The following is a 19,680-nucleotide window of genomic DNA, read 5'->3' on the forward strand; positions in this document are numbered from 1 at the left end:
GGCCTGATCAGGGACTGTTCAGCGCATCAGGGCCTCGATGACCTGCCGAATCGCAGGGCTGTCGTAATCCCGCCCGCCGACGGCCTGCCGGACGATCATGCCATTCTTGTCGACCAGATAGGTCGTCGGAATGCCCATCACACCGAAGGCATGCGCCGCCTCGCTGTGCTGGTCCAGCAACACCGGGAAGGTGGGTGATGGATTGAGCTGGCCCATGTAGGCGAAAACGTTGTTCAGGGTCTCGCCCTGGTCCAGCGCCAGCACCTCGAAGGGGCGGCCCTTCATCGCCAGGTAAAGCCTTTCGATGGACGGCATTTCCTGCCGGCACGGAGGGCACCAGGTGGCCCAGAAGTTGACCAGCACCACCTTGCCGCGGTAATCGGCCAGGCGGTGGGTCTTGCCGTTGATGTCCTGCAAGCTGAATGCCGGCGCCGGGCGTGGCGGCTCCACCACCGCGAGCGCGTGGTCCTGCGCCGGGTCGGCGGCGCGTGCGGCGCGCGCCGCGCCAACGGCCAGCAGCCCGGCGCCGCCGAGCCAGGACAGCACCTGGCGGCGCTCAGGGTTGATCAGGCGTGGCCCCCGCGCATTGCGGTCCGGCCAATGTGGCTTGGTGTTGCGTTCCATGCTCTCTCCAGAAAAAAATCAGTTTGAACCGCGCGCCGCGCGGCAAGTCGACGGTGGTGAACCCCTGGGCCCAATCCCCGGGCTGCAGGGTTTGCTGCGCCGGCAGGACCGACCAGTCCGAACGCACGCCCAGTGGCTGCCAGCGGTGCAGCCACTGGGTTTTGGTGATCAGCGGGTGCCCCTTGCCATCCGGGGTCACGGCCTTCCAGGCGGCCACGTCATAGGTGATAGGAACCTTGGCGTTGTTCCGGATCGAGGTTCCGAACACGCAGACCCGGGCAATGGCATCGATGGCCTTGGATGGATAGCCCATGTTCTCGTAGAAGGCGCGCACACTGTCTGGGCTGAGCTGGATCAACTGCACGGTGAAAGCGTGCCTGGCGTTCGTCCACGACGGTTGCGCCGCACTCGCCGCTGCGGCCGGGGCGGCATCCGCAGCCAAGGCGCCGGGCGGAAGCACGGCACAGGCAAGTACGACGAGCAAGGGAAAAACACGACCATCCATCGTTCAACTCCGTAAGAAAAACGCGAGCGGGGCCCGCTCTACGGGCGGAAAAGCGCTGAAGCGATGAGATTATTGGGTCGTCGCAACGATCGTTGCCGGTGGAAGGCATAGCCCTTTGTCGGCGCAAGCCTGGATTTGCACCTGTATGCGGACATCGCGCAGCCTTGACAGACCTGGCAGAGCGATGCGTGTACCGTTCTCGTAGACCCGTATGGTCTTGCCGTTGATATGTAGGCCGATGTCTTGACCGGGTGGATAGAGAGGTTGGATCGCTAACGTACGGCCACTGCGTTGCGCGACCACCGTGACAGGAATCAAGTAGGGCGCCGACGGCGGATTGGCGTAGACATGCCAACCCGCGTCAATGTGCAGCGTCACCACCGCATTGGGGCCATTGATCGCGGCACTGGCACCAACCTTGGCGGAGGAATCGACCAGATCGCCGGCAGCAGCCGGGGTCAAGCCAGGGTCGGGATACGCGGCATGGAACAGCAAGGCAGCGCCGATCAAGACGGTCAGGGCAATGAGCGAGACGGCGGCCATGCGCCGGAGTTTTGGTTTCATCGAAATTCCTTTATGGTTGGATGGCATTCAAACCTCGGACGAGCGCATCGGCCGAGAACAGTCCGGAAAGATGGCCGATCTCTCGCCCATGTGGATTCAATATCGCCACGAACGGCAGGCCAGCCCCGCCGTAGGCGGCAAGGAGACTTTGCAGTTCTGGGTTCGGGCGGGTTAGGTCAACCTGCAAGGGAACGACACCGCGGGTGCGCAGGGCTTGCACAACGCGCGCGTCGCCATAGACGGTTTGCTCCAGAAACCTGCAGTTCAGGCACCACTGTGCGGTGAATTCGACCAGCGCAGGGCGATGCAGATTGACAATCTCGGCGATTTGTGTTGCCTCAAGCGGCTGCCAAGGGATGCCCTGCGATGGGACGGGCCAGATCCCTGCACTCAGATAAACCAAAGCCAGTGCGGGCAAGCTCGAAAGTGGCGCGGCCCAGCGCGAGGCGCGATCTGTGGCGCGAAGGCTCGTTGCGAGTACCCACAACATCATCCCAGCAAGAAATGCGAACCATAGCGCCTTGTCCACGCTGGCGGGAAACAGACTTTGCGCGAAAAAAATCGCGGCGCCGGCAAGCAGCCAGCCGAAGCTTTGACGCACGATATCAGTCCAAGCCCCTCCACGTGGCAGCCGATCGAGAAGTCCGGGCTTCAGAAGCAGAATGGCGTAGGGCAGAGCCATGCCAAGACCAATCGCGATGAATATCATCACGATGTCGACAGTTGGCCGGGTGAGGGCAAACACAAGGATCCCACCCAGCAAGGGGCCGGTACAGGGCGTCGACAAAAGGGCACTGACCAGGCCGGAGACCAGCGGCTCGGCGAAACGCCCACCTCCCATTCTCGCGATGATGGGAGGAATCGGCAAACTGCGCCCCGTGAAATTCATCACCGCCATCACCAGCAGGATGATGACCAGGCCGATCAGCACGGCTCGCGATTGGAACAGCACGCCCCATTGAAGATGCAGGAGAGCTGTTGCCAGCCCCAGGGGTGTGAAAAACAACAGGGACCCCGCAGCGAACAGACCGGCGGACAAAGCACGTGTCGCCGGCTTTGCACCGGCGGCGCGCAGGATGGTGCGAACCTTGATTGGAATGACCGGCAGCACGCATGGCGTCAGGTTGAGCAGCATGCCTGCGCCGACCGCGAGGAGGACTTCGAGGATGAGTGAGATGTCCATGGGGCTTGGTCCTTTCAAGCGTTTTTAGCCAGTTCGTGCTGGATCAGTCGATCAAGCTCGGGAAAGTCGGGTTCGCCGAGAATTCGCTTGACGACGTTCCCTTGCTTGTCGACCAGAAACGTGGTCGGCGTCAGGCGGACGTCGTAGAACTCGCGTGCCAGGTGGCCATCCGCGTCCTTGGCAACCTTGAACGGTAAATGCCGGGTCGAGGTGTAGTCGGTCACATAAGACAGCGGGTCATAGCTCATATCCACCGCGATGAACTCGAAATTCCTTCCCTCGAATCGCTCGTACGTCTTGACCATTTGGGGCATTTCCTTGATGCAGGTAGCGCAGCTCGTGGCCCAGAAATTCACCAGATAGACCTGGCCTCGCAGGGAAGAGGTCGAAAGGGTTCTTCCAGTCAGCAGCACAAACGTCGCCTGCGGGACAGCCGGCTTCCTGGCCAGGACAAAATAGGCCATGCCGGCCATGACGAACGCCACAGTGGCGGCAATTGTGAAACGCACACGCATGATTTCACCTCGATCGATGTTTTCAAGAAGGCTGTGGTGATCGGCTCGCCCAGTTTCATCGCGGAACGATGCTCTCGGACCGGGTCCGGAGGCTGGTCGTTGGGACGAGCCGGGGACAGAGGGCGACCTCGCAGATTGACCTGCTGCCGCAGCGCTGAGGCCGGACGAATGCCGGCTTTGAGGGGTGATCAGACCCTGGGCGGGTGATAAGGGGCGTCAGGCGCCGCACTGGCGACGAAGCGTGTGTGGAATTGCGGCATGGAAGCTGCGTTCTGTACAAAGTGCCAAGCGAATGGCGCGGAAGCCGTCGCTAAAGCGATACCGCAGGGGACGGGGCAAAGGGCATGTCCGGCTACCGGGTGGCCCAGGCGGCCGTCCGGCCTCACTTCACGGCTGCGTTCAAAGGAATCGAGGGGATGCTGTGACTGTTGCAGGTCTGTGGCCGACAAGTCTGCGTGCGATGCCCCCATTAAAGCTTGATCTCGTCCGGGGCAGTGACTCAGCATGGCCGTGAACGTCGTGGCATCGCCCATAGCGGCCCAGCCTTGCAGCGGCAGCAACGCCAGCAGGACGGTGAGCAGGACGACACGCAAGGTGTTCATGCAATCAGGCTATTGAGAAAAGCAAGGGGATATAAGCGAGCGTCATCATGCAAATCGATATTTGAGTCCTGCATGCCTGCCGGAGTTCCAGCAAAAATTGGTTATGGTGCTGCCCTCGTCACGCAGGCGGCTGCGAACATGCGTGCGACGCACCACAGCGCATACCGATCCTATTCGATTCAGAGAGGAATTTCTGTGTAAACTTTTTAGGGTGGCATGCTTTGCCCAAACTGCCGCAAAGGCATGACGTCGGCCGAAAAGTTTCTGTCACTTCGGCGATGAAAATGAAGGCAGTCATCCCGAAGATGAACAGCACGCCAAAAAATCCCTTGACTCTGGACCTCACTCCAAGGTCTAGAGTGCATCCATCGCGATGCGGCAGGTCTTTGTTCACCCGGGGATCATGCCAAGACAGATGGGTGTTTCAAACGAAGGAGTTCTGACATGGCAACACAACGTCAGGTTGAAGTTTTCAGCGCCGGGTGCGGCGTGTGTGAAGACGTGGTGGCCTTGGTCAAGCGCGTTGCCTGCACGTCTTGCGACATTGTCGTGCATGACATGCACGACATCAAGGCTGCGGCGCGTGCCAAGGCGCTGGGCGTGCGTTCGGTTCCCGCGGTCGCCATCGACGGCCAACTCGCCGGTTGCTGTGCCGGGCGCGGTGTCGACGAAGCCGTATTGCGCGTGGCCGGTCTCGGCCAGGTGCGCTAGCGTTTTGCATCGCCTGGCCCCGCGATGATGTTGGGGCCAGGCATGTCATGCTCCTGAACGGCAGAAAACAATCCATGCTGACCATCGGCAAACTCGCTGCACTGGCGCAAACCACGCCCGATGCCCTGCGCTTCTACGAACGCGAGGGCCTGATTGCCCCCACCTCCAAGTCCGAAGGGGGTTACAGACTCTATGACGCCGAGGCTGCGCGTCGCATCCGGTTCATCAAGCAGGCCCAGCATTGCGGTTTTACGCTGGCGGAAATCCACGCGTTGCTCGATCTGCGTGCCACGGACGCCGCCTGTTGCGGCGATATGCGCAAACGGGCGATCGAGAAAAAGCTACAGCTCGAAAGCCGTATCAAGGCGCTCAAGGCCATGTCCGACGCCCTGGGCCGCCTGATTGCCGATTGCAACCAGGAACGCTATCCCCTGGATGCTTGCCCCATACTGGCTGCACTCGAAAGCGCCGAACTGACTGCGTCCAACGGGGCACGCTGATGCAGATCGAACTGTTCTATTCCCCGGGCTGTACCCAGTGTGATGGCGCCCGCACCCAGCTCAAGGCCGCCGCCCTGCAGCGCTTCCCGCAAGTTCAGTGGTGCGAATGCAATGTGCTGGAGGCACTCGACCGTGCCGTCGAACTCGGCGTTCTGAGCCTGCCGGCGCTGGCCGTCAACGGGGATTTGCTCTTTCCCAAACTGCCGACGCCGCAACAGCTCTGTGCGGCCCTGGAACCGCTTGCGCGGGACGAGTGCTGACCCATGGATCCATCCCTATTTCGCACCACCCTGGAACATGCCGGCACGGCGGCTCTGGGTGTCAGCTTCCTGGCCGGGCTGGCTTTCAGCATCAATCCCGTGGCGCTAGCCGCCATTCCTGTCTCGATGGCCTACGTCACCAAGGCCAGGCAGGCCCGCCAGGCTTGGGCCTTCGGCACCATGTTCATCCTGGGCATGCTGTTCATCCACGGGCTCTTGGGATTGATCGCCGGCTTGGGCGGTGCCTGGGTCGAGCATCTGCTGGGGCGCCAATGGGGATTGTTCCTCGGACCGCTGCTGATTCTGATGGGCCTGCTATGGCCGGGCTGGATCCGCCTGCCCCTGCCAGCCTTGGCCTTGCGTGCGCGCCGTCCCAAGGGGCTATGGGGTGCGTTTGCCCTGGGCATCCCGTTCTCGGTTGCGGTGTGTCCGTTTTGCACCCCTGCGCTGGCTGTGCTGATCGGCGTCGCCGCGGCATCAGGTTCGCCATGGCTGGGGATGGGCCTGTTGCTGGCCTTCGCCTTCGGCCGGGCGATTCCCGTGGCCGTGGGCGCGTGGTCGTTGGGATGGCTGCAGAACCTCCGGCACTTCGATGCTTACCGACGTCTATTTGAGGCTGCTGGCGGCATCACGCTGATTCTGTTCGGGGTCTATCTGCTCAATGGCTATTACGCCTGGGTTCCGGCTTTGGCGGTCTGAACGCCGCAAAGCCGGAGAACGAGACGGTTGATCCAGCATCTGTCGTGGGCCGAAACCTCGAGCATCGCTGACGTTCCCAAGAACCCCATCTAATGCCCGCCGATCAGCTTGCGTTGGCTCTCCGACGGGTTCCAGAGTTGAGCAGTCACGCGAATGGCGGCTCCGGCGAACGCGTGATAGACCGGTAGTGGCCGATAGCGGTCCCGACCTCTCTCTGAAAGTTGTAGCCCCTCAGAAGCCGGGGCGGTTCAGTCCCCCATACGGCGGCAGGATCATTGTCCTGTTCACCAGCACGTTGAAAGCATAGCCCGGCCGGATCACCAGCGTCGGCTGGATGTTCAGGTTGCGATTGAGCAGGTTGGTACCGACGTTGTTGAGCTGCTGCGCCGTGGCAGCTGCCGCCTGCTGGCTTGCCGACGGGGTGTTGAGCGCGCCGGAGTTCTGCGGCTGGCTCAGTTGGGCGCCGACGCCAAGCAGGCTCATCAGGATGGCACTGCCGAAGACGCGGAGGTAGTGGTTGTCCACCTGGTCGTGGAACCCGGCCTGGCCCTTGCCGTCGGTGCCTTCCATCCCGCGCAGGTCGATGGTGGCGCCATTGGGGAAGATCAACCGGCTCCAGGCCACCAGAACGCGGCTCTGGCCATAGGCGACCTCGCTGCTGTATTCGCCGATCAGGCGCGTCCCCTGAGGGATGACAACCACCGACGGATTCAGACTGTCATAGACGGTCTGGCGCACCTGAGCGCTGATGGTGCCGGGCAGATCGCTGTCGATGCCGCTGAGCATGACAGCCGGAATGACACTGCCTGCGAACAGTTCGTGCCGGGCAAGCGGCGGCTGCACAGCGGCGGGCAAGTAACCGTTTTCGCCCTTGGTCTGTGCGGCATCCAGGAAGCCCTTGTTCTGTTGCTGAGGCGATTGCTGGCCTGCGCCTGCACCGCCCTGCAGGGCGGCCAGGGTTTTCTGCAGGGCCTGATCCTGTTCGCCAGATTTGGGGGCGGCAGCCAGGGCAAGGCGGCGCAGATCATCGGCAGTATTGCCGCCGGAAGACTGCTGTCCCCCGCTCGGTGATTCCAGTCCGACCTTGGACAGATGCGCACTCTGGGCGGCCAGCACGGCACCTTCCAGGTCTTTGTAGTGCTGCTCTTCCAGCCACTGGTGATACTTCTGGGCTGGAGTGAGCTGCTGCTGGTTGTTGGTCGTCGAGAGCGTCGCGCCTGGCGTTTGCAGCGCAGATCCGGGGGAGCTTGCTGTCGCAGCGGCGGTTTTGACCGGGCTCGACGCTCCAGAGGTCGGTGCAGCGGCGCGGGCTGCGGCGCGCTGCATCGCGGCGATGTCCGGGCTCGTCTGCCCGACCTGCTGGGCGCCGGCGTCGCTGCCGTCGGCGGGGGCTGATGGCTTGTTCCCGGCCGTCATGATGCCGATGACCATGCCGCCAGCGATGACGCCACCGGCAACAAAGGCCACATTCTTGAAGTTCTTGCTCAGGCAGGCACCACCCTCCTTTGGTGTGCCCTTGATGCTCAGGCTCTTTTTCTTGTCGGCGGCGGCGCCGTCCACGTCCTGCGCAAGCAGGATGGGGTCGGCCTCGGGGGTGCCTGATTGCGTTGTGTCGGTCATCATGGGCTCCTTTAGCGCGTCCACCAGCTTGGTCCAGTGCTGGCCTGCGCGTGTTCGCAGGTGACGCTGCGCGCGCCCTTGCCGACGCCAACGGCCAGCTTGAACTTCTGCGGCAGGCTGTCGATCACGAAGTAGCCGTGCACCAGACGGCTGTTGAGCAGCTCGGTGGTGTCGTCGGTGACGTTGAACACCGCAGGCGCGTCGGTGTAGCGCATCTTGCCGGGCATCTGCAGGTAGGTGTGACCACCACCGGAGAACACACGCACAGGAAGAAGGTCGTCGTTTTCGAGGTCAGATTGGCCGCCATCGAGCTTGCAGGTGTAGTTGAAGTCCAGGGTTGAGGGGTCGATGTTGCCCATGGGGGCGACGACTTCCTGCTTCTTCGCTTCGGTCTGTGCTGCTTCGGCGGCGCGCTGCCGCGCTGCCTGCTGCTCCATGTTGATGACCAGTTGCTGCGGATCGTAGAAGCCGATCTGCGGCACATAGCTGTGTTTGTCGCTGACCAAGGTCATGTAGTAAACCCGGCCTGCGTCGGTGGTGACAGCCAAGTTCGTTGTCAGGCCTGCCGCCGTGGGTTTGACCACAACGACCGGCGTCTTTCCGGCGTCAGTGGGCTGCACCAGCCAGCGAACACTGTCGCCGATGGACAGGTTGGTGATGTGCTCGCCCGGCAGCAGATTGATGACGCAGATGTGCAGCGGTGCGCAGGTGATGGTGGGCTGGCTCTGGCCGTATGCGTACATCACCATGCCATTGGTGCCAACCATGCTCGGCGCGTTACCGGTGTCGAGCCAGGTCTGAGCCGCAGCCGTGGTCGCCCGCCAGGACAGCGGGATCGGTGCTTTGAGATCGTAGATCTGGTGGCTGGTCTGCAACGGCATCGAGGCGGCGGTCTTGATGTCCAACTTCGGTTGCGATGCAGCCGCCGAGGGCATACCAGCTTGGGCGCTAGCCGCTGCGGCAATCAGGGTCAGGGTGAGAAGGGTTTTGCTGGGAATCATGTTTGATCCTCCTGATAGAGCATGATGGAATTGACGAAATCGGGACGCAGGATGCGCGGGCGCGTGAGCAGGCCGAGCAGAAGCAGCAGGTGGCCGAGGACACCGAGCCCGATGGCATAGGGCGCGGGGTCGAATGGGAGAATCAAGGGCATGAAGCCCCAGACGATGGGCACGCAGACGAGCAATGCCATCCCTGCTGTCTCCAGGACGAACGCCGTGAGGTTGCGCCCTGTCAAGCGCGCTCGCGTCAGTTGGTATCGCGGTGCCATTGATCCACTCATGGCGCGCCTCCGACGATCTGCGTCCAGGTCACGTTCTTGACGAACAGGCCCAGCGGGTTGTTGAGCATCACCTGGGGGTTGTCGGCCATCTTCGGATCGAGCCCGGTGGTGATGTTGGCCCGCCAGTGTTCGACCGGCTTGGGTTGTCCACCCTCGTAGCGCAGCTCGTCCCAGCCGACCTGCCAGGTGTCCTTGCTGACAGGCAGGACGCTGGTGATGGTGACGTTGACTGTGAAATCCCCAAAAGGCGGATGCGCTGCGTAGTAGGAATTGAGGTAAGCGGCGGCATTGGTGCCGGCCATGGCGTAGACCTTGGCGATCAGGGCTTTCTGGGCATTGGCGTCAGGAACGACAGTGCGCGCGTTCCATACCCAGTTTGCGACCTGCGCCTCGATGATGCGCTGGCTGACCGCGCTGCCACCAATCGGCTGGGCCATCGCGACCGGATTGCCCATTTTGTCGATCGCAACAACAAAGGGCTGGATCTTGCTTTGTCCGCCGACATAGGCGATGCCGGCAACGGCAATCGAGGCTACTGCCAGGCTGGCAAAGGCGGCGAGCCGCCAGTTCTTTGCCCGAGCGAGCGCGTCGCCGTAGCGCTCGTCCCACTCGCGGCGGGCGTTGAGGTAGGGGTTGGCTTCGGCCATTCCGTTCTCCAGGGTTACGGCGCCGGAATGTGGCGCCCTACACTGACTCTGCGGAGTGGCCCGCAGCGGGAATTGCTGTGGGGAGCGGGGGGATTGGCTGAAAGCTCAGCCGATTCGCACTGTGCGACACGACAAGGCCCGCAATCGGCGGGCCTTGGGTTGAAACCTGTGTCTGTGCAGGGTGGTGCGCACGCTACCTCGTGCGTTCGATAGCAATCATGGCGGCCAGTGAGACCACGAAGAAAAGCCCCCAAGCCATGACGGGCAGAACAGGCTGAAAGCCGCGCGCCCAGAGCGCGGCGAACCAGACGGCGTTGACAACTTGCAGCAACAGAATCGCAAACCCCTTGCGGTCGCTGCGCATTGCTCGGGCAAAGCCTGCACTGACCTCATCCACGACCTGTCTGCGCAAGCGGTTTTTGTCATCGGCCATCTCAATGCTCCGTGTGGCCGAGACGGATCTGGATACCGCTGCCGCCACCACCTTCGTGGCGAGCAATGTCATCTTTCTTATCGATCACTTTGCCCAGGTTCTCTCTCAAGGCATCGAACGGTTCCCGATCAGAGCTGGATCTCGCGCCGCTTTCCTGCGCAAGTCTTTGATCGAGATCAGCACTCGCCGGCGCGCCCAGGCTGTCCATCGTCCCCTTGGCCGCGACACTCTGTCCGGGCTGGCCAGCTGCAGGCACCGGGCCAGTACCAGGACGCCCAGACGGGCTGGGTGAAGCGCCAGACGCCGGGCCGGACGATCCCGCGCTCGATTGCGCCAGACGTGGCCCGATGGGCGTGCTCGCAGCATCCGCAATGCCCTTGCCCTCCATCATGGCCTGCGCGGCCTGACCGACGCCTGCGACGCCCGGCGAGACGTTGGCTCCCTTTACAGAACCTGCGCTGCCTGATCCGCCGCCAGACGGCAGACCACCAATGCTGCCGCCCTTCGCTCCCATGATCCCGCCGACGGAAGACCCGCCAGCGCCCGATGCCGCACCTGTGGCCTGCCCAAGAGCCGCGAGCTTCTCCGCCCCAGCTATCGCGCCGCCCGCGCCGGATGCGCTGCTGCCGCTGCCTGCGCCCACGAGGCCCGCCAACTTGTCGAGCCCCTTCGTTGCAGCAGCGTACCCGGCTACGCCCGCAGCGCCGGCGGCTGCAAGTCCGCCAGCAATGGCTGCCGCGCCGCCAGCCACATTGCCCAGGGACATATTGGGTGAGCCGTTCATCAGACTACCGGCCAGGCCGGGGGCCTGCATGCCGATCACGCCATAGATCAGCATGCTGACACCGACCGTCAGCAGATCGGTTGGGGGGAGTGAATTGCCTGACGTGTATCGCGCGATGTAGGAGAGTTCGCTGTTGACCAGATTCTGGCCCAGTCCGATGATGGCGTAGATCATCAGCAATTTGATGCCGACGCTGACCAGGTAGCCGATGTATTTCTCACCAAAGCTGCTGGTCAGGCCGGAACCGGTGAAGCCCAACATCACCAGACCGGCACCGCCGACCAGGTAGGTTTCGATCAGCGTCATCAGCAACTGCAGTGCCACCAGGCCGAAGCCGATTAAGGCGAGCAGAGACGTTGCCGCAATGACAATGGCGAGAAACAAATTGGTGCCGATGTTCGTAATACCGCCAGGAGCGTTGTTGTAGACCTGATACAGCTGATGCACCACGGAGAACGCCATCGACATCACGCCGGAAGGAGAGGCAGTCGCCGCCCCCGCGCCGCCGATCGCCTGACCCATGTTCATGAAGCTCGACGTGATCAGCGGCATCCAGGTTGGCGCATACTTGACAATGGTGTAGAAGAAGGCGATCGAGGCGATCTTGAGGGTTGCCCCCGCGATGAAATCGGCAAGGTCGTTCTTTTTGAGGACCTGCTTGATGCCCCACCAGGACAAGTCCATGGCGGCAAGAGCCGTAAAAATCTTGAAGGCATAGCCTTGCGCCGTGGTCATCCAACCCGTGGTGGCGGCCTGGAACTGTGAACTGATGGTGTCCAGATAGCCTTGCCCACCCGGCCCCCCTGTAGGGGTAGGGGCGGGTGCGGCATATGTGACGGACACCGCCGCGACCAGCAGCAACAGTCCGGCGAGTGCCACCCATTGCATCGCAGTGGGGCGGATGTTCCGCCAGGAGACGACGGTGTCTGCTCGCATTATGACTCTCCTCAGAATGCGCCCGGCTGGGTCGGTGCAGTCAGGATCGGCGTCACACTGTTGGATTGATCCGTCTGGGTGTGCGCCTGCATGGCCATGTAATTCAGCATGGCCTGGTTGCCCGCCTGGATGTCAGACTGCAGTCCCTGCAGTTGGTTGACCATGAGACCGGCGATCTGGTTGCCCGCCTGCATGACCGCCTTGCGGCCCGCTGCTGAATTGCTTTGTGCCTGGATGGCGGCGAGTGCCGATTGGGTGGTCTGAAAGTTCGAGGCGTTCAACCCATACTGCTGCAGCACGCCGGCAATTTGACTGTCCAGATTCCCTGTCCAGGTCTGCAGGCTCTTGTTGTAATTGGTCAGCACGGCGTTGGGCGCGCCGAACTGCGACTGCACTGCGGAAACGGTGTTTGCTGCGGCATAGGACAGACCTTTAGCGTTGCCGACCAGATTCACCAGGTTGCTGAGCTGGCTGGTGATGTTGGGCCAGAGTTGCGAAGGGATGTTCGCCATGTTCACCGCCTGGTTGTAGACCTGCTGGAACTGGGCCTGCAACTGCTGCGCCTGGGTGGCGTACTGCTCCACCAAGGTGAGTTCCTGCACGATCTGTTCAGGGAAGGTGGCACCGGCGATTGCGCCGGTGGCGTGTGCAGGGGTAATGGCAAGGGTGGCCAGGGCGGCGGCCAGGGCGATGCGTGGTTTGTTCATGATGGGCTCCTTTCGGGATCTGGGTTACTGTGCGGTGCCGGACTGGGCGGCGATGGCCTGCAGGGTGGTGTTGGCCTGCGTCGTGGCGGCACTCTGCGCGGCGGTGTTCAGGGTGTTTCCGATGCCGGGCGCCATGGCGCTTGCCTGCGCGGCCGTGGTGTTGCCGGTGGCAATGGCCTGGCTCTGGATCGCCGCCTGGGCGTCGTAGATGTTGCCCTGGCTCGTCACCTCCTGCTGCGCAATCTGCGCAGCCGAGGTCCAGTCGGGATCGCCGGTGACTTGCGCCTGGTTGGTGTCGTAGCTGGCGATCTGATTTGCGGCGTCGCGGGAATACTGCGCGTTCAAGGCTGCAATCCCAGCCTGCGCTGCCGTAACGGTGGCATTCTGGTTCTGCTGCGCGGCGCTGCCCAGCGCAGCCTGCTGAGCATCGGCAGCGCCGGTGTAGCTGGTATCGGTGCCCGTCTGCGGCTGCCCTTGCATAACACCGGTCTGGCTGCTGGTCTGGTTGAATGCGGCCGATGCAGTCGTGGCGCCGGCGGTCTGCCCCTGCTGCACGCCCGTCATGCTGCTGATCTGGTTCAGCGTGCCCTGCGCGCTCTTGAGAGCGGATGCGGCGGCGGCCACGTCGAGCGCGGTGCCGAGCACCGGAGCTGCCGCGACATTGCTGGCGTAGGCCGTATTCGCGATGGCTTGCTCAGAGGCGTTGACAGCCCACCAGAATGCTGCGCAGCCTGCATTCCAGCCCGAACAGGCTGCAGCGTTCTGGGCCGCCTGATAGGCAGCGATGTTGGCGCTGTACCCACTCGTTGCCAACCCATTCATCAGCGCCTGGGTTGCCGCACCGGCGATGATGTATTCGCCGGTGTTGTTCGTCACCGAGGGCTGACCCTGCTGGACGCTGGTCTGGGCGCCGATGTCGGCAAAAGACTGACTGCTGCCCTGCCCTGCCGCGCTCTGCGCCGCCGTGCTGTTGGACTGTGCCGTCGGCTGCGCGGCGTTCGTTGCGCTGCTCAGGCTGCTGCCCTGCTGCGCTTCGTTCTGGTTCTGGATCGGGATCTGATTGTCGGCCTGCGCCTGGTTCTGGTTGGCCACGGTTTGCGCCTGGTCAGCGGCCTGCTGCCATGCGTCGGTGGCGCCAAACCCGCCGCCATAACCGCTGCCGACGTTCTGGGCGTCCTGGTTGGAGATGTCCTGGGCTGTGTTCGCAGCAGCCTGATATGCCTGCTGGTTGTAATAGGACATGCCCGCGTTGTAGGTCGCGGTGCCGTTGGCATTCGCGGCCGTGCTCAGACTCTGCTGCGCGGTCGGGACAGGCGCCGGTGCGGGCGCGCTCGCCTGGAAGGTCTGCGCATGGCAGGTGGCCGCCGCGGCGAGTGCAGCAGCAAGAAGGGTGTGTTTGAAGGATTTCACTGATAACTCTCCCACAGTTGTGCGGCATCAGACTGGCCGCGTTCGCGCAGCCACTGGGCGGGCCACGCATTGCCTAGGGTCTCGCGCAGCTCCCGGATGCGCGCGATGTCGTTCTTGCCGCTGGCCCCGACAAACGCCAGCTCAGGGCCGGTCAGGCCGAGATCGAACAGGCGACGGCCGTCCGGGTGCATGACGTAGTACTGGCGTTTCGGGGTGGCAAAGGCCAGAATCTGGATTTGCCGCGCATTGAGGCCCACACCTTCATAGAGCGGACGGATGTTCTCGGTCTCGGCTTCAGGGTTGGGCAGAAAAACCTTGGTCGGGCACGACTCGAAAATGACGTCGGCGATGCCCGAGCGCACCAGGTCGGTGAGCGACTGGGTGGCGAACACCACGGCGACATTGGCCTTGCGCAGCACCTTGAGCCATTCCCGAATCTTGGCTTTGAAGGCAGGATGGCTGAGCATGATCCAGGCCTCGTCCAGGATCAGCAGCGTCGGCTGTCCCTTGAAGCGCTGCTCGATGCGATGAAACAGGTAGGCCAGCACAGGAAGCACGAGCTTGTCGCCCTTGTTCATGAGGTGCTCCATCTCGAACACCTGGAACACGTCCTCGCCCAGGCTGTCGGTTTCGGCATCGAGAAGATGCCCAGCCATGCCGCGCAGGGTATAAGCCTGCAGGGCTTCGCGCAGGGTCTGATCCTGCAGCAGCACCAGGAAGTTGGTCATGGTGCGCTGCGCCATCTTCTCCGTCGAGGCACCGAGTTGGTTGACGGCGCGGAACAGCTCTTGCCGGTGGTGCGGCATCACCTTGACACCCTGCAGTTCGCAGAGCTGTTCCAGCCACTCCGCAGCCCAGACGCGCTCATTGGATTCGTTCACGCGGCCGAGGGGACAGAAGGCCAGATCGCCATGCTCGCCGGCGATGTCGTAGTGTTCGCCGCCAGCCGCCCAGCACAGCGGCAGCATGGAATAGCCTTTATCGAAGGCGAAGACCTGCGCTCCGGGGTAGCGGAACTGCTGGGCCGCAACGAGGGCCAGCAGGGTGCTCTTGCCGGCGCCCGTCGGCCCAAGAATGGCGCTGTGACCCAGGTCACCCGCATGCAGGCTGAGGGTGAACGGCGTACCACCATCGGTCTTGGCCTGTAGCAGCGGCGGGCTGTTGGGAGGGTAGAACGGACAGGGGTTCGTATCGGGTCCAGCCCAGACGGCGGTCAGCGGCAGCAAATGGGCCAGGTTGAGGGTATGGATGATGGGGCGGCGCACGTTCGCGACGGTATTGCCGGGAAGCGTGCCAAGGTAGGCCTCGACGGCATTCACGTCCTCCACCCGTGCACCGAAACCACGGTTCTCGATGAGCTTGACCATCTCGCGGGTGGATTCATCCAGCACTTCCGGATCTTCGTGCGAGAGCAACAGCACACTGGTGTAATAGCCGAACAGCACCATGCCGCTGGAGGCTTCGGCCAGGGCCTGCACGGCGTCATTGGCCATGCGGTCTGCATCGGCGTTGATGTGGGTGGCCTGGCCGCCAGCGTTCTCGCGCAGCAGGTTCATCATGCTCTTGCGCTTCTGCGCCCACTTGCTGCGATATTTATTGAGCGTCTTCTCGGCCTGCCCAGGATCGAGATAGATGAAGCGGCTGCTCCAGCGGTAGGACACAGGAAGCCGCGAGAGCACATCAAGAATGCCGGGGAAGCTCTCGGGCGGCAGGCCGGTCAGGGCGATGCAGGAGAGATTGCGGCGCCCGATGCGGGGGACGAAGCCAGTCGTGAAGTCGTGCTGACCCAGCACGGCATCGAGATACATCGGCGTATGCGCCATGCGGAAGGGGCGGCGGTCCGGCAGCAGGCTGACACACTGCTCCAGATGGGCCAGGATCGGGCTGGTGATGACGCCCGTGCGCGCATCGATGGTGTCCGTCAGTCGTCGAATGTCCAGCAGCGTCGACAGCCTTGCCTCCAACTCGCGGATCTGCTCCTTGAATCGCTCCAGATTGCGGCTGGCCGTGGCCTTGACCCTGCCCTCGACGAACAGGTCGGCCGTCTTGCTGGCGGCATCCGGCATGGGGAACCAGGTCGCGGTGAGGATGAAGCGGCTTCGGTAGCCGATGAAACTGCGTTCGTGACTGTTGCGCCGGGCGTCGTCAATCAGTCGTGTGGTGCGGTCGGGGAATGCGCCGGGGGGCGGGTAGCCGGGCGCAGGGGAGCGCACGGCGTCGCAATGCAGTATCCAACCGTCGCCGAGCTTGAGGGCGGCGTTGACCCGGGCGGCCATTGCGCCCAGCTCCTCCTGCGTGGAGGAGTCCAGGTCGGGGCCACGGTATTCCCAGGCGGCCATCAGGCCACCGCTCTTGGTCAGCACGATGCCGTTGTCCACCAACGCCGCCCAGGGCAGCAGATCGGGTAGGCCATAGGCCGCCGTGCGGAACTCCTTGAGCGCCATCATGACCGCACCTCGCGCGCTTTAGCGAAGGGCGAGGCCTGCGCCGGATAGTGGCGACGGTACTTCAACAGGCGGCTACCGGTTTTCGACAGCACCGGGTCGTAGCTGGCTGCGCGCGACAACGCCCATTGGCCAACCATCCACAGGGTGACGCCAATGATCGCGGCCCAGAGTTTCGCCAGTGAGAAGATGAAGATGCCCGCGACGATGGCCAGCAGCAGCACGAGCTGGCGCTCGCCTCCCATCATCAGGATGGGACGATTGAGAGAATCATGAATGGGGGTTTTGGTGTCGTTCATTGTGGAACTCCGGTCACGCGGTCGGTGAATTCGGTCAAGTCGGCCGTGTAGCGCATGGCAGCAACGATCTGCGGCAAGCCCCAACCTTGCTCGACCAGGGCCTGCACAACGGCGAGCAGCATCTCGGACAGTTGGGGGCGGGGAGTCGTCTCCCCGCCGCGCCCGGCTTCGGTGTGGGCGGGGTGCATCATGGGGTTCAGAACACCATGGCGCCGCTCAGACCGAGCACCTGAAGAAACTTGTTGCCCAGGACGATGAAGGCCACCCCCAGGACGACGTACAGAGCCTTCTTGGCGATGCCACCAAGTTCTTCTCCGAACACCAGGGCAGCGCCTGCAGCGAGGAAGGCGATGACGCTGATCGCCGTGGCGACCGGACCAGTCAGATCGTTCTGCAGGGTACTAACGGCGCTGTCCCAGGGCAGACCACCCGCGCCGGTAGCGAAGGCGTCGGCTATCGTGGCGGCGAAGACCGCGGATGCCAGGAGACTGCGCCGCACGACTGCGGCACGCAGACGATGGTGAATAGAAAGAAGTTTGAAGCGTTTCATGGAAATGCCTTTCGAGGTCACGAGGAAGGAAATAGGGAGCAGGAAATCGGCGCCCTACCCTGACTCTGCGGGGTGGCCCGTCAGTCAAGGAGCCGCCCGCCGGATGTCCTGTCGGGTGATCGGCCCCCAGTAGCGGCTGTCGAAACTTTGGCCCGCCAGGTCTGGGCGCGCGCCGCTGCCATAGACCCAGAATTGGTCGGGGCCGAGCACAAAGGTGCCGTGCTGGTAGGGCAGATGCACCCTGGGGTAGGTCGGGGAGCCAGGAAGTTGGCCGCTGTGTGGCAAGGCTTGGCCGTTGATGCTGACGGATTGCGGGGTGACGGTGATGCGGTCGCCAGGGATGCCCACGATCTGTTTGAACATCGGCATGCCACCACCAGGGCAGTCGCCCTTCATGTAGAACGGGAAGGCCTGCGGCGTCACCGAGGGCGGGGGGCAGAACGCCGCACGGGCGCCGCGCGGGATCGCCGTTCTGGAATCCACAGGCAGCAGGCGATAGAAACCCAGCGGCTCGCTCTCCGTCCAGTTGATCCGCCAGCCATACCACCAGAGAGCGTTGACGGCCACGGCGGTCGCCGCCAGGGCGGCGAGAGGAATGGCGGCGCGTTCCCAGCGCGGTTTGCGTGGTCTGGTGATTGCCTGTTCGCTGGCGTAGGGAATGCTCATGCCGGGCTCCTGCTTCGCAGGGCGCGACATTGCGCCCTACCCTGACTCTGCAGGGTGGCCCCGGGTAGTGTGTTGGCTGAAACTCAACGACCTAGGTCGCGGCGAGACGTTTTGCGGGCTGGTTTAGGACGATCAGCCTGTTGCGACGGTGGTTCGTCCAGCCCTCTTCGATCAGTTTTTGGCACAGACAGAACGCGTGCCTGACGGGGAGGGTCTGCCGTGTACGCCAGTCTTCCGGCATCCCACTCTTCGCGCAGGTTGTTGCCCATGGCGCTGGACAGCAGGTCGGCATGTTCGTCCAGTGCCTGGGACATGCCGTCGGCGATCCGCTCAACGACTTCGGCAGGGTTGTTGACGTGACAGGCCGCCCGTCCGAAGTCAATCAACTGCTCGCGGGACGGATAGGACTTGGAGCCGGCCAGCTTCAGGGCCAGGGTGCGATCATTCAGTTGTATGCCGGTGCGCGCATCTTCATAGCTGTAAACCGTGGTCGTCACGATGTCGTAGGCTGGGGCGAGGCGGGGCGCAAGTGCGGCATGCGGGTGCAAGTACAGCACCCCGAAGTTCTTGAGGTGCGCGTCTCCGTTGCGCACCATCATGGACAGAGCCACACTCTCGAACAGTCGGCCCAGGGAATGCGGGGCTTCGGCACCGCAATACAGTTGCACCGCCCGAGCGATGTTCTCGTAGCTGCCCTCGTATTTGTAGCGCCCATAGGGATCGGCGGTTTTGCCCATGAGCACGGCCATGTCCTCGAAGCCAAGGCGGGCGCCGTCTGGAGCGATATCAAAGCGTTTCATGACAAAGAGCTGACCATCGTTGGACAGCCAGAACTCAGGAACCTCCAGCCCCGCATAACGCGCTGCACTCATGCAAAGGAATTCATTGGCGGCCAATCCAGGGTATTGATCGCCGCCCGATTTGACGATCAGATCAGCCGCAGTGGCAGTGGATCTGCTTGCTGGGGGCAGCGGCCTGTCGGCGTCAGGAACCATGACTTTTGGCTGAACGCCGGAGATTCCTGAATCGACGTACTGATCAACCAGGAAGGCGAAGACCTCGGCGGATGATCCGGCCGTCAGAATCTCGCGCAGCCCGATCTGAGCCGACCTGCCGCGCCCAGGCGTGTTCGGCTCACTGAAGCGCAACCTCCCGATCTGGTGATCGCCCGTGATGGCAAGCAGGCGCATGTCGTCAACGGGGCCCTGCTTTGCCATGCGGCGCACAAGCTCCTGTGCCAGCCAGCCTTCCGGCCTGTTCATCGTGAAAATAGGGGGCAACACGTTGCCGCTATAGCTCTGCGCCCGCAGCGGCATGGTCAGCGAAATCTCACACGACAGGTCGACGCCGCGGTTGTAATTGAAGACGTATTGCGATTCGCGGCGCAGATGGCCTGCATCTCCCTGTGGAGTGGAGACTTCAAGCTCTTTCGTCTTCATCACCGAAATACTCATCGAGTCGATCCAGTTCGGCACGCGGGTCGGCGATCAGTAACCCCTTTCCCAACGCGGCGAGAGCCGCAAACACGGTATAAAGACCCACGTTGCGGCCCGCTTCCAAGGCTACGATGGTCTGGCGCTTGGTGCCGATCTGCGCAGCGATTCCGGCCTGGCTTTTGCCCTGGGCCTTGCGCTCGGCACGGAATGCGCGACCGAGGTCCTGCGCATTCAGCGATGGAAGTTGACGCACTTGAATGTCCTTCATATAGGACATTTTTGTGCTTTCCAAGTAATTTGTCC

25 protein-coding genes are annotated in these 19,680 nt (G+C 62.9%); 4 read left to right on the top strand and 21 right to left on the bottom strand.

Translation table 11 applies throughout. The features are described 5' to 3' along the window. Positions 1 to 18 precede the first annotated feature (18 nt). The 6 genes from AC1ZQA_RS10270 to AC1ZQA_RS10295 all read right to left on the bottom strand — a co-directional run bounded on the left by AC1ZQA_RS10270 (position 19) and on the right by AC1ZQA_RS10295 (position 3,993). The gene (locus AC1ZQA_RS10270; protein WP_082454475.1) at positions 19 to 624 is read right to left on the bottom strand and encodes a TlpA family protein disulfide reductase; all 606 of its coding nucleotides are present in this window, start codon (positions 622 to 624) and stop codon (positions 19 to 21) included. Then, entirely contained in the window at positions 557 to 1,129 is a 573-nt protein-coding gene (locus tag AC1ZQA_RS10275) for a hypothetical protein (protein ID WP_055451818.1), read from the bottom strand. Before AC1ZQA_RS10275 ends, AC1ZQA_RS10270 begins: the two co-directional genes overlap by 68 nt. A 69-nt stretch (positions 1,130 to 1,198) precedes the next feature. Next, entirely contained in the window at positions 1,199 to 1,693 is a 495-nt protein-coding gene (locus tag AC1ZQA_RS10280; protein ID WP_072243093.1) for a protein-disulfide reductase DsbD domain-containing protein, read from the bottom strand. A 10-nt stretch (positions 1,694 to 1,703) separates the two neighbouring features. Next, the gene (locus AC1ZQA_RS10285) at positions 1,704 to 2,876 is read right to left on the bottom strand and encodes a protein-disulfide reductase DsbD family protein (protein ID WP_055451820.1); all 1,173 of its coding nucleotides are present in this window, start codon (positions 2,874 to 2,876) and stop codon (positions 1,704 to 1,706) included. A gap of 14 nt (positions 2,877 to 2,890) precedes the next feature. Continuing rightward, the gene (locus AC1ZQA_RS10290) at positions 2,891 to 3,391 is read right to left on the bottom strand and encodes a TlpA family protein disulfide reductase (RefSeq protein ID WP_055451821.1); all 501 of its coding nucleotides are present in this window, start codon (positions 3,389 to 3,391) and stop codon (positions 2,891 to 2,893) included. 188 nt (positions 3,392 to 3,579) lie between these two features. After that, the gene (locus AC1ZQA_RS10295) at positions 3,580 to 3,993 is read right to left on the bottom strand and encodes a hypothetical protein (RefSeq protein ID WP_141655818.1); all 414 of its coding nucleotides are present in this window, start codon (positions 3,991 to 3,993) and stop codon (positions 3,580 to 3,582) included. 444 nt (positions 3,994 to 4,437) lie between these two features. On the opposite strand from AC1ZQA_RS10295, the gene AC1ZQA_RS10300 reads away from it, so the two are divergent. From AC1ZQA_RS10300 to AC1ZQA_RS10315, 4 genes are all read left to right on the top strand, one after another. Then, positions 4,438 to 4,704 (top strand): thioredoxin family protein, encoded by a 267-nt coding sequence (locus AC1ZQA_RS10300; RefSeq protein WP_288092855.1) that lies wholly within the window; start codon positions 4,438 to 4,440, stop codon positions 4,702 to 4,704. Positions 4,705 to 4,778: 74 nt separating this feature from the next. Next, on the top strand, positions 4,779 to 5,204 hold the full coding sequence (locus tag AC1ZQA_RS10305; RefSeq protein WP_055450423.1) for a heavy metal-responsive transcriptional regulator: 426 nt from the start codon (positions 4,779 to 4,781) through the stop codon (positions 5,202 to 5,204). Continuing rightward, positions 5,204 to 5,464 (top strand): thioredoxin family protein, encoded by a 261-nt coding sequence (locus AC1ZQA_RS10310; protein WP_055450424.1) that lies wholly within the window; start codon positions 5,204 to 5,206, stop codon positions 5,462 to 5,464. Before AC1ZQA_RS10305 ends, AC1ZQA_RS10310 begins: the two co-directional genes overlap by 1 nt. 3 nt (positions 5,465 to 5,467) lie before the next feature. Further along, complete coding sequence (locus tag AC1ZQA_RS10315; protein WP_055450425.1) at positions 5,468 to 6,163, top strand: cytochrome c biogenesis CcdA family protein; 696 nt, start codon at positions 5,468 to 5,470, stop codon at positions 6,161 to 6,163. Positions 6,164 to 6,394: 231 nt separating this feature from the next. On the opposite strand, the gene AC1ZQA_RS10320 is transcribed toward AC1ZQA_RS10315, so the two are convergent. The 15 genes from AC1ZQA_RS10320 to AC1ZQA_RS10390 form a co-directional block, all read right to left on the bottom strand. Beyond that, a complete protein-coding gene (locus AC1ZQA_RS10320) occupies positions 6,395 to 7,783 on the bottom strand; it encodes a TraB/TrbI/VirB10 family type IV secretion system protein (RefSeq protein WP_055450426.1) in 1,389 nt (462 codons plus the stop codon). 11 nt (positions 7,784 to 7,794) lie between these two features. Continuing rightward, positions 7,795 to 8,784, bottom strand: a complete 990-nt coding sequence (locus AC1ZQA_RS10325; RefSeq protein WP_482676849.1) for a TrbG/VirB9 family P-type conjugative transfer protein — start codon at positions 8,782 to 8,784, stop codon at positions 7,795 to 7,797. Then, on the bottom strand, positions 8,781 to 8,975 hold the full coding sequence (locus tag AC1ZQA_RS10330; protein WP_055450428.1) for a hypothetical protein: 195 nt from the start codon (positions 8,973 to 8,975) through the stop codon (positions 8,781 to 8,783). Before AC1ZQA_RS10330 ends, AC1ZQA_RS10325 begins: the two co-directional genes overlap by 4 nt. An 86-nt stretch (positions 8,976 to 9,061) precedes the next feature. After that, positions 9,062 to 9,712, bottom strand: a complete 651-nt coding sequence (locus tag AC1ZQA_RS10335) for a VirB8/TrbF family protein (RefSeq protein WP_055450429.1) — start codon at positions 9,710 to 9,712, stop codon at positions 9,062 to 9,064. A 193-nt stretch (positions 9,713 to 9,905) separates the two neighbouring features. Beyond that, a complete protein-coding gene (locus AC1ZQA_RS10340) occupies positions 9,906 to 10,145 on the bottom strand; it encodes a hypothetical protein (protein ID WP_055450430.1) in 240 nt (79 codons plus the stop codon). Position 10,146: 1 nt separating this feature from the next. Then, positions 10,147 to 11,865 carry a P-type conjugative transfer protein TrbL gene (gene trbL / locus AC1ZQA_RS10345; RefSeq protein ID WP_055450431.1) on the bottom strand — a complete coding sequence of 573 codons (1,719 nt, stop codon included), beginning with the start codon at positions 11,863 to 11,865 and terminating at the stop codon, positions 10,147 to 10,149. Between the two features lie 11 nt (positions 11,866 to 11,876). Further along, entirely contained in the window at positions 11,877 to 12,572 is a 696-nt protein-coding gene (gene trbJ / locus AC1ZQA_RS10350; RefSeq protein ID WP_055450432.1) for a P-type conjugative transfer protein TrbJ, read from the bottom strand. A gap of 24 nt (positions 12,573 to 12,596) precedes the next feature. Then, entirely contained in the window at positions 12,597 to 13,982 is a 1,386-nt protein-coding gene (locus AC1ZQA_RS10355) for a hypothetical protein (RefSeq protein WP_055450433.1), read from the bottom strand. After that, positions 13,979 to 16,429, bottom strand: a complete 2,451-nt coding sequence (locus AC1ZQA_RS10360; protein WP_055450434.1) for a VirB4 family type IV secretion/conjugal transfer ATPase — start codon at positions 16,427 to 16,429, stop codon at positions 13,979 to 13,981. Before AC1ZQA_RS10360 ends, AC1ZQA_RS10355 begins: the two co-directional genes overlap by 4 nt. Continuing rightward, the gene (gene trbD / locus AC1ZQA_RS10365) at positions 16,426 to 16,725 is read right to left on the bottom strand and encodes a conjugal transfer protein TrbD (protein ID WP_055450435.1); all 300 of its coding nucleotides are present in this window, start codon (positions 16,723 to 16,725) and stop codon (positions 16,426 to 16,428) included. Before trbD ends, AC1ZQA_RS10360 begins: the two co-directional genes overlap by 4 nt. After that, positions 16,722 to 16,916 (bottom strand): hypothetical protein, encoded by a 195-nt coding sequence (locus tag AC1ZQA_RS10370; RefSeq protein WP_055450436.1) that lies wholly within the window; start codon positions 16,914 to 16,916, stop codon positions 16,722 to 16,724. The genes trbD and AC1ZQA_RS10370 overlap by 4 nt, the downstream gene beginning before the upstream one ends. Positions 16,917 to 16,921: 5 nt before the next feature. Then, the gene (locus AC1ZQA_RS10375) at positions 16,922 to 17,275 is read right to left on the bottom strand and encodes a TrbC/VirB2 family type IV secretion system protein (protein WP_055450437.1); all 354 of its coding nucleotides are present in this window, start codon (positions 17,273 to 17,275) and stop codon (positions 16,922 to 16,924) included. Between the two features lie 84 nt (positions 17,276 to 17,359). Beyond that, entirely contained in the window at positions 17,360 to 17,941 is a 582-nt protein-coding gene (locus AC1ZQA_RS10380; RefSeq protein WP_482676850.1) for a S26 family signal peptidase, read from the bottom strand. Between the two features lie 83 nt (positions 17,942 to 18,024). Then, complete coding sequence (locus AC1ZQA_RS10385; protein ID WP_482676851.1) at positions 18,025 to 19,395, bottom strand: type II toxin-antitoxin system HipA family toxin; 1,371 nt, start codon at positions 19,393 to 19,395, stop codon at positions 18,025 to 18,027. Further along, positions 19,361 to 19,654 carry a helix-turn-helix transcriptional regulator gene (locus tag AC1ZQA_RS10390; RefSeq protein ID WP_055450455.1) on the bottom strand — a complete coding sequence of 98 codons (294 nt, stop codon included), beginning with the start codon at positions 19,652 to 19,654 and terminating at the stop codon, positions 19,361 to 19,363. The genes AC1ZQA_RS10385 and AC1ZQA_RS10390 overlap by 35 nt, the downstream gene beginning before the upstream one ends. Positions 19,655 to 19,680 lie beyond the last annotated feature (26 nt).

Source organism: Thiomonas sp. DCM-2, assembly GCF_056820905.1.

Bases quoted from the DNA above. Each gene is read 5' to 3' on its own strand.
- AC1ZQA_RS10270 (WP_082454475.1), bottom strand. From the start codon at position 624: ATGGAACGCAACACCAAGCCACATTGGCCGGACCGCAATGCGCGGGGG.
- AC1ZQA_RS10275 (WP_055451818.1), bottom strand. From the start codon at position 1,129: ATGGATGGTCGTGTTTTTCCCTTGCTCGTCGTACTTGCCTGTGCCGTG.
- AC1ZQA_RS10280 (WP_072243093.1), bottom strand. From the start codon at position 1,693: ATGAAACCAAAACTCCGGCGCATGGCCGCCGTCTCGCTCATTGCCCTG.
- AC1ZQA_RS10285 (WP_055451820.1), bottom strand. From the start codon at position 2,876: ATGGACATCTCACTCATCCTCGAAGTCCTCCTCGCGGTCGGCGCAGGC.
- AC1ZQA_RS10290 (WP_055451821.1), bottom strand. From the start codon at position 3,391: ATGCGTGTGCGTTTCACAATTGCCGCCACTGTGGCGTTCGTCATGGCC.
- AC1ZQA_RS10295 (WP_141655818.1), bottom strand. From the start codon at position 3,993: ATGAACACCTTGCGTGTCGTCCTGCTCACCGTCCTGCTGGCGTTGCTG.
- AC1ZQA_RS10300 (WP_288092855.1), top strand. From the start codon at position 4,438: ATGGCAACACAACGTCAGGTTGAAGTTTTCAGCGCCGGGTGCGGCGTG.
- AC1ZQA_RS10305 (WP_055450423.1), top strand. From the start codon at position 4,779: ATGCTGACCATCGGCAAACTCGCTGCACTGGCGCAAACCACGCCCGAT.
- AC1ZQA_RS10310 (WP_055450424.1), top strand. From the start codon at position 5,204: ATGCAGATCGAACTGTTCTATTCCCCGGGCTGTACCCAGTGTGATGGC.
- AC1ZQA_RS10315 (WP_055450425.1), top strand. From the start codon at position 5,468: ATGGATCCATCCCTATTTCGCACCACCCTGGAACATGCCGGCACGGCG.
- AC1ZQA_RS10320 (WP_055450426.1), bottom strand. From the start codon at position 7,783: ATGACCGACACAACGCAATCAGGCACCCCCGAGGCCGACCCCATCCTG.
- AC1ZQA_RS10325 (WP_482676849.1), bottom strand. From the start codon at position 8,784: ATGATTCCCAGCAAAACCCTTCTCACCCTGACCCTGATTGCCGCAGCG.
- AC1ZQA_RS10330 (WP_055450428.1), bottom strand. From the start codon at position 8,975: ATGGCATTGCTCGTCTGCGTGCCCATCGTCTGGGGCTTCATGCCCTTG.
- AC1ZQA_RS10335 (WP_055450429.1), bottom strand. From the start codon at position 9,712: ATGGCCGAAGCCAACCCCTACCTCAACGCCCGCCGCGAGTGGGACGAG.
- AC1ZQA_RS10340 (WP_055450430.1), bottom strand. From the start codon at position 10,145: ATGGCCGATGACAAAAACCGCTTGCGCAGACAGGTCGTGGATGAGGTC.
- trbL (WP_055450431.1), bottom strand. From the start codon at position 11,865: ATGCGAGCAGACACCGTCGTCTCCTGGCGGAACATCCGCCCCACTGCG.
- trbJ (WP_055450432.1), bottom strand. From the start codon at position 12,572: ATGAACAAACCACGCATCGCCCTGGCCGCCGCCCTGGCCACCCTTGCC.
- AC1ZQA_RS10360 (WP_055450434.1), bottom strand. From the start codon at position 16,429: ATGATGGCGCTCAAGGAGTTCCGCACGGCGGCCTATGGCCTACCCGAT.
- trbD (WP_055450435.1), bottom strand. From the start codon at position 16,725: ATGAACGACACCAAAACCCCCATTCATGATTCTCTCAATCGTCCCATC.
- AC1ZQA_RS10370 (WP_055450436.1), bottom strand. From the start codon at position 16,916: ATGATGCACCCCGCCCACACCGAAGCCGGGCGCGGCGGGGAGACGACT.
- AC1ZQA_RS10375 (WP_055450437.1), bottom strand. From the start codon at position 17,275: ATGAAACGCTTCAAACTTCTTTCTATTCACCATCGTCTGCGTGCCGCA.
- AC1ZQA_RS10380 (WP_482676850.1), bottom strand. From the start codon at position 17,941: ATGAGCATTCCCTACGCCAGCGAACAGGCAATCACCAGACCACGCAAA.
- AC1ZQA_RS10385 (WP_482676851.1), bottom strand. From the start codon at position 19,395: ATGAGTATTTCGGTGATGAAGACGAAAGAGCTTGAAGTCTCCACTCCA.
- AC1ZQA_RS10390 (WP_055450455.1), bottom strand. From the start codon at position 19,654: ATGTCCTATATGAAGGACATTCAAGTGCGTCAACTTCCATCGCTGAAT.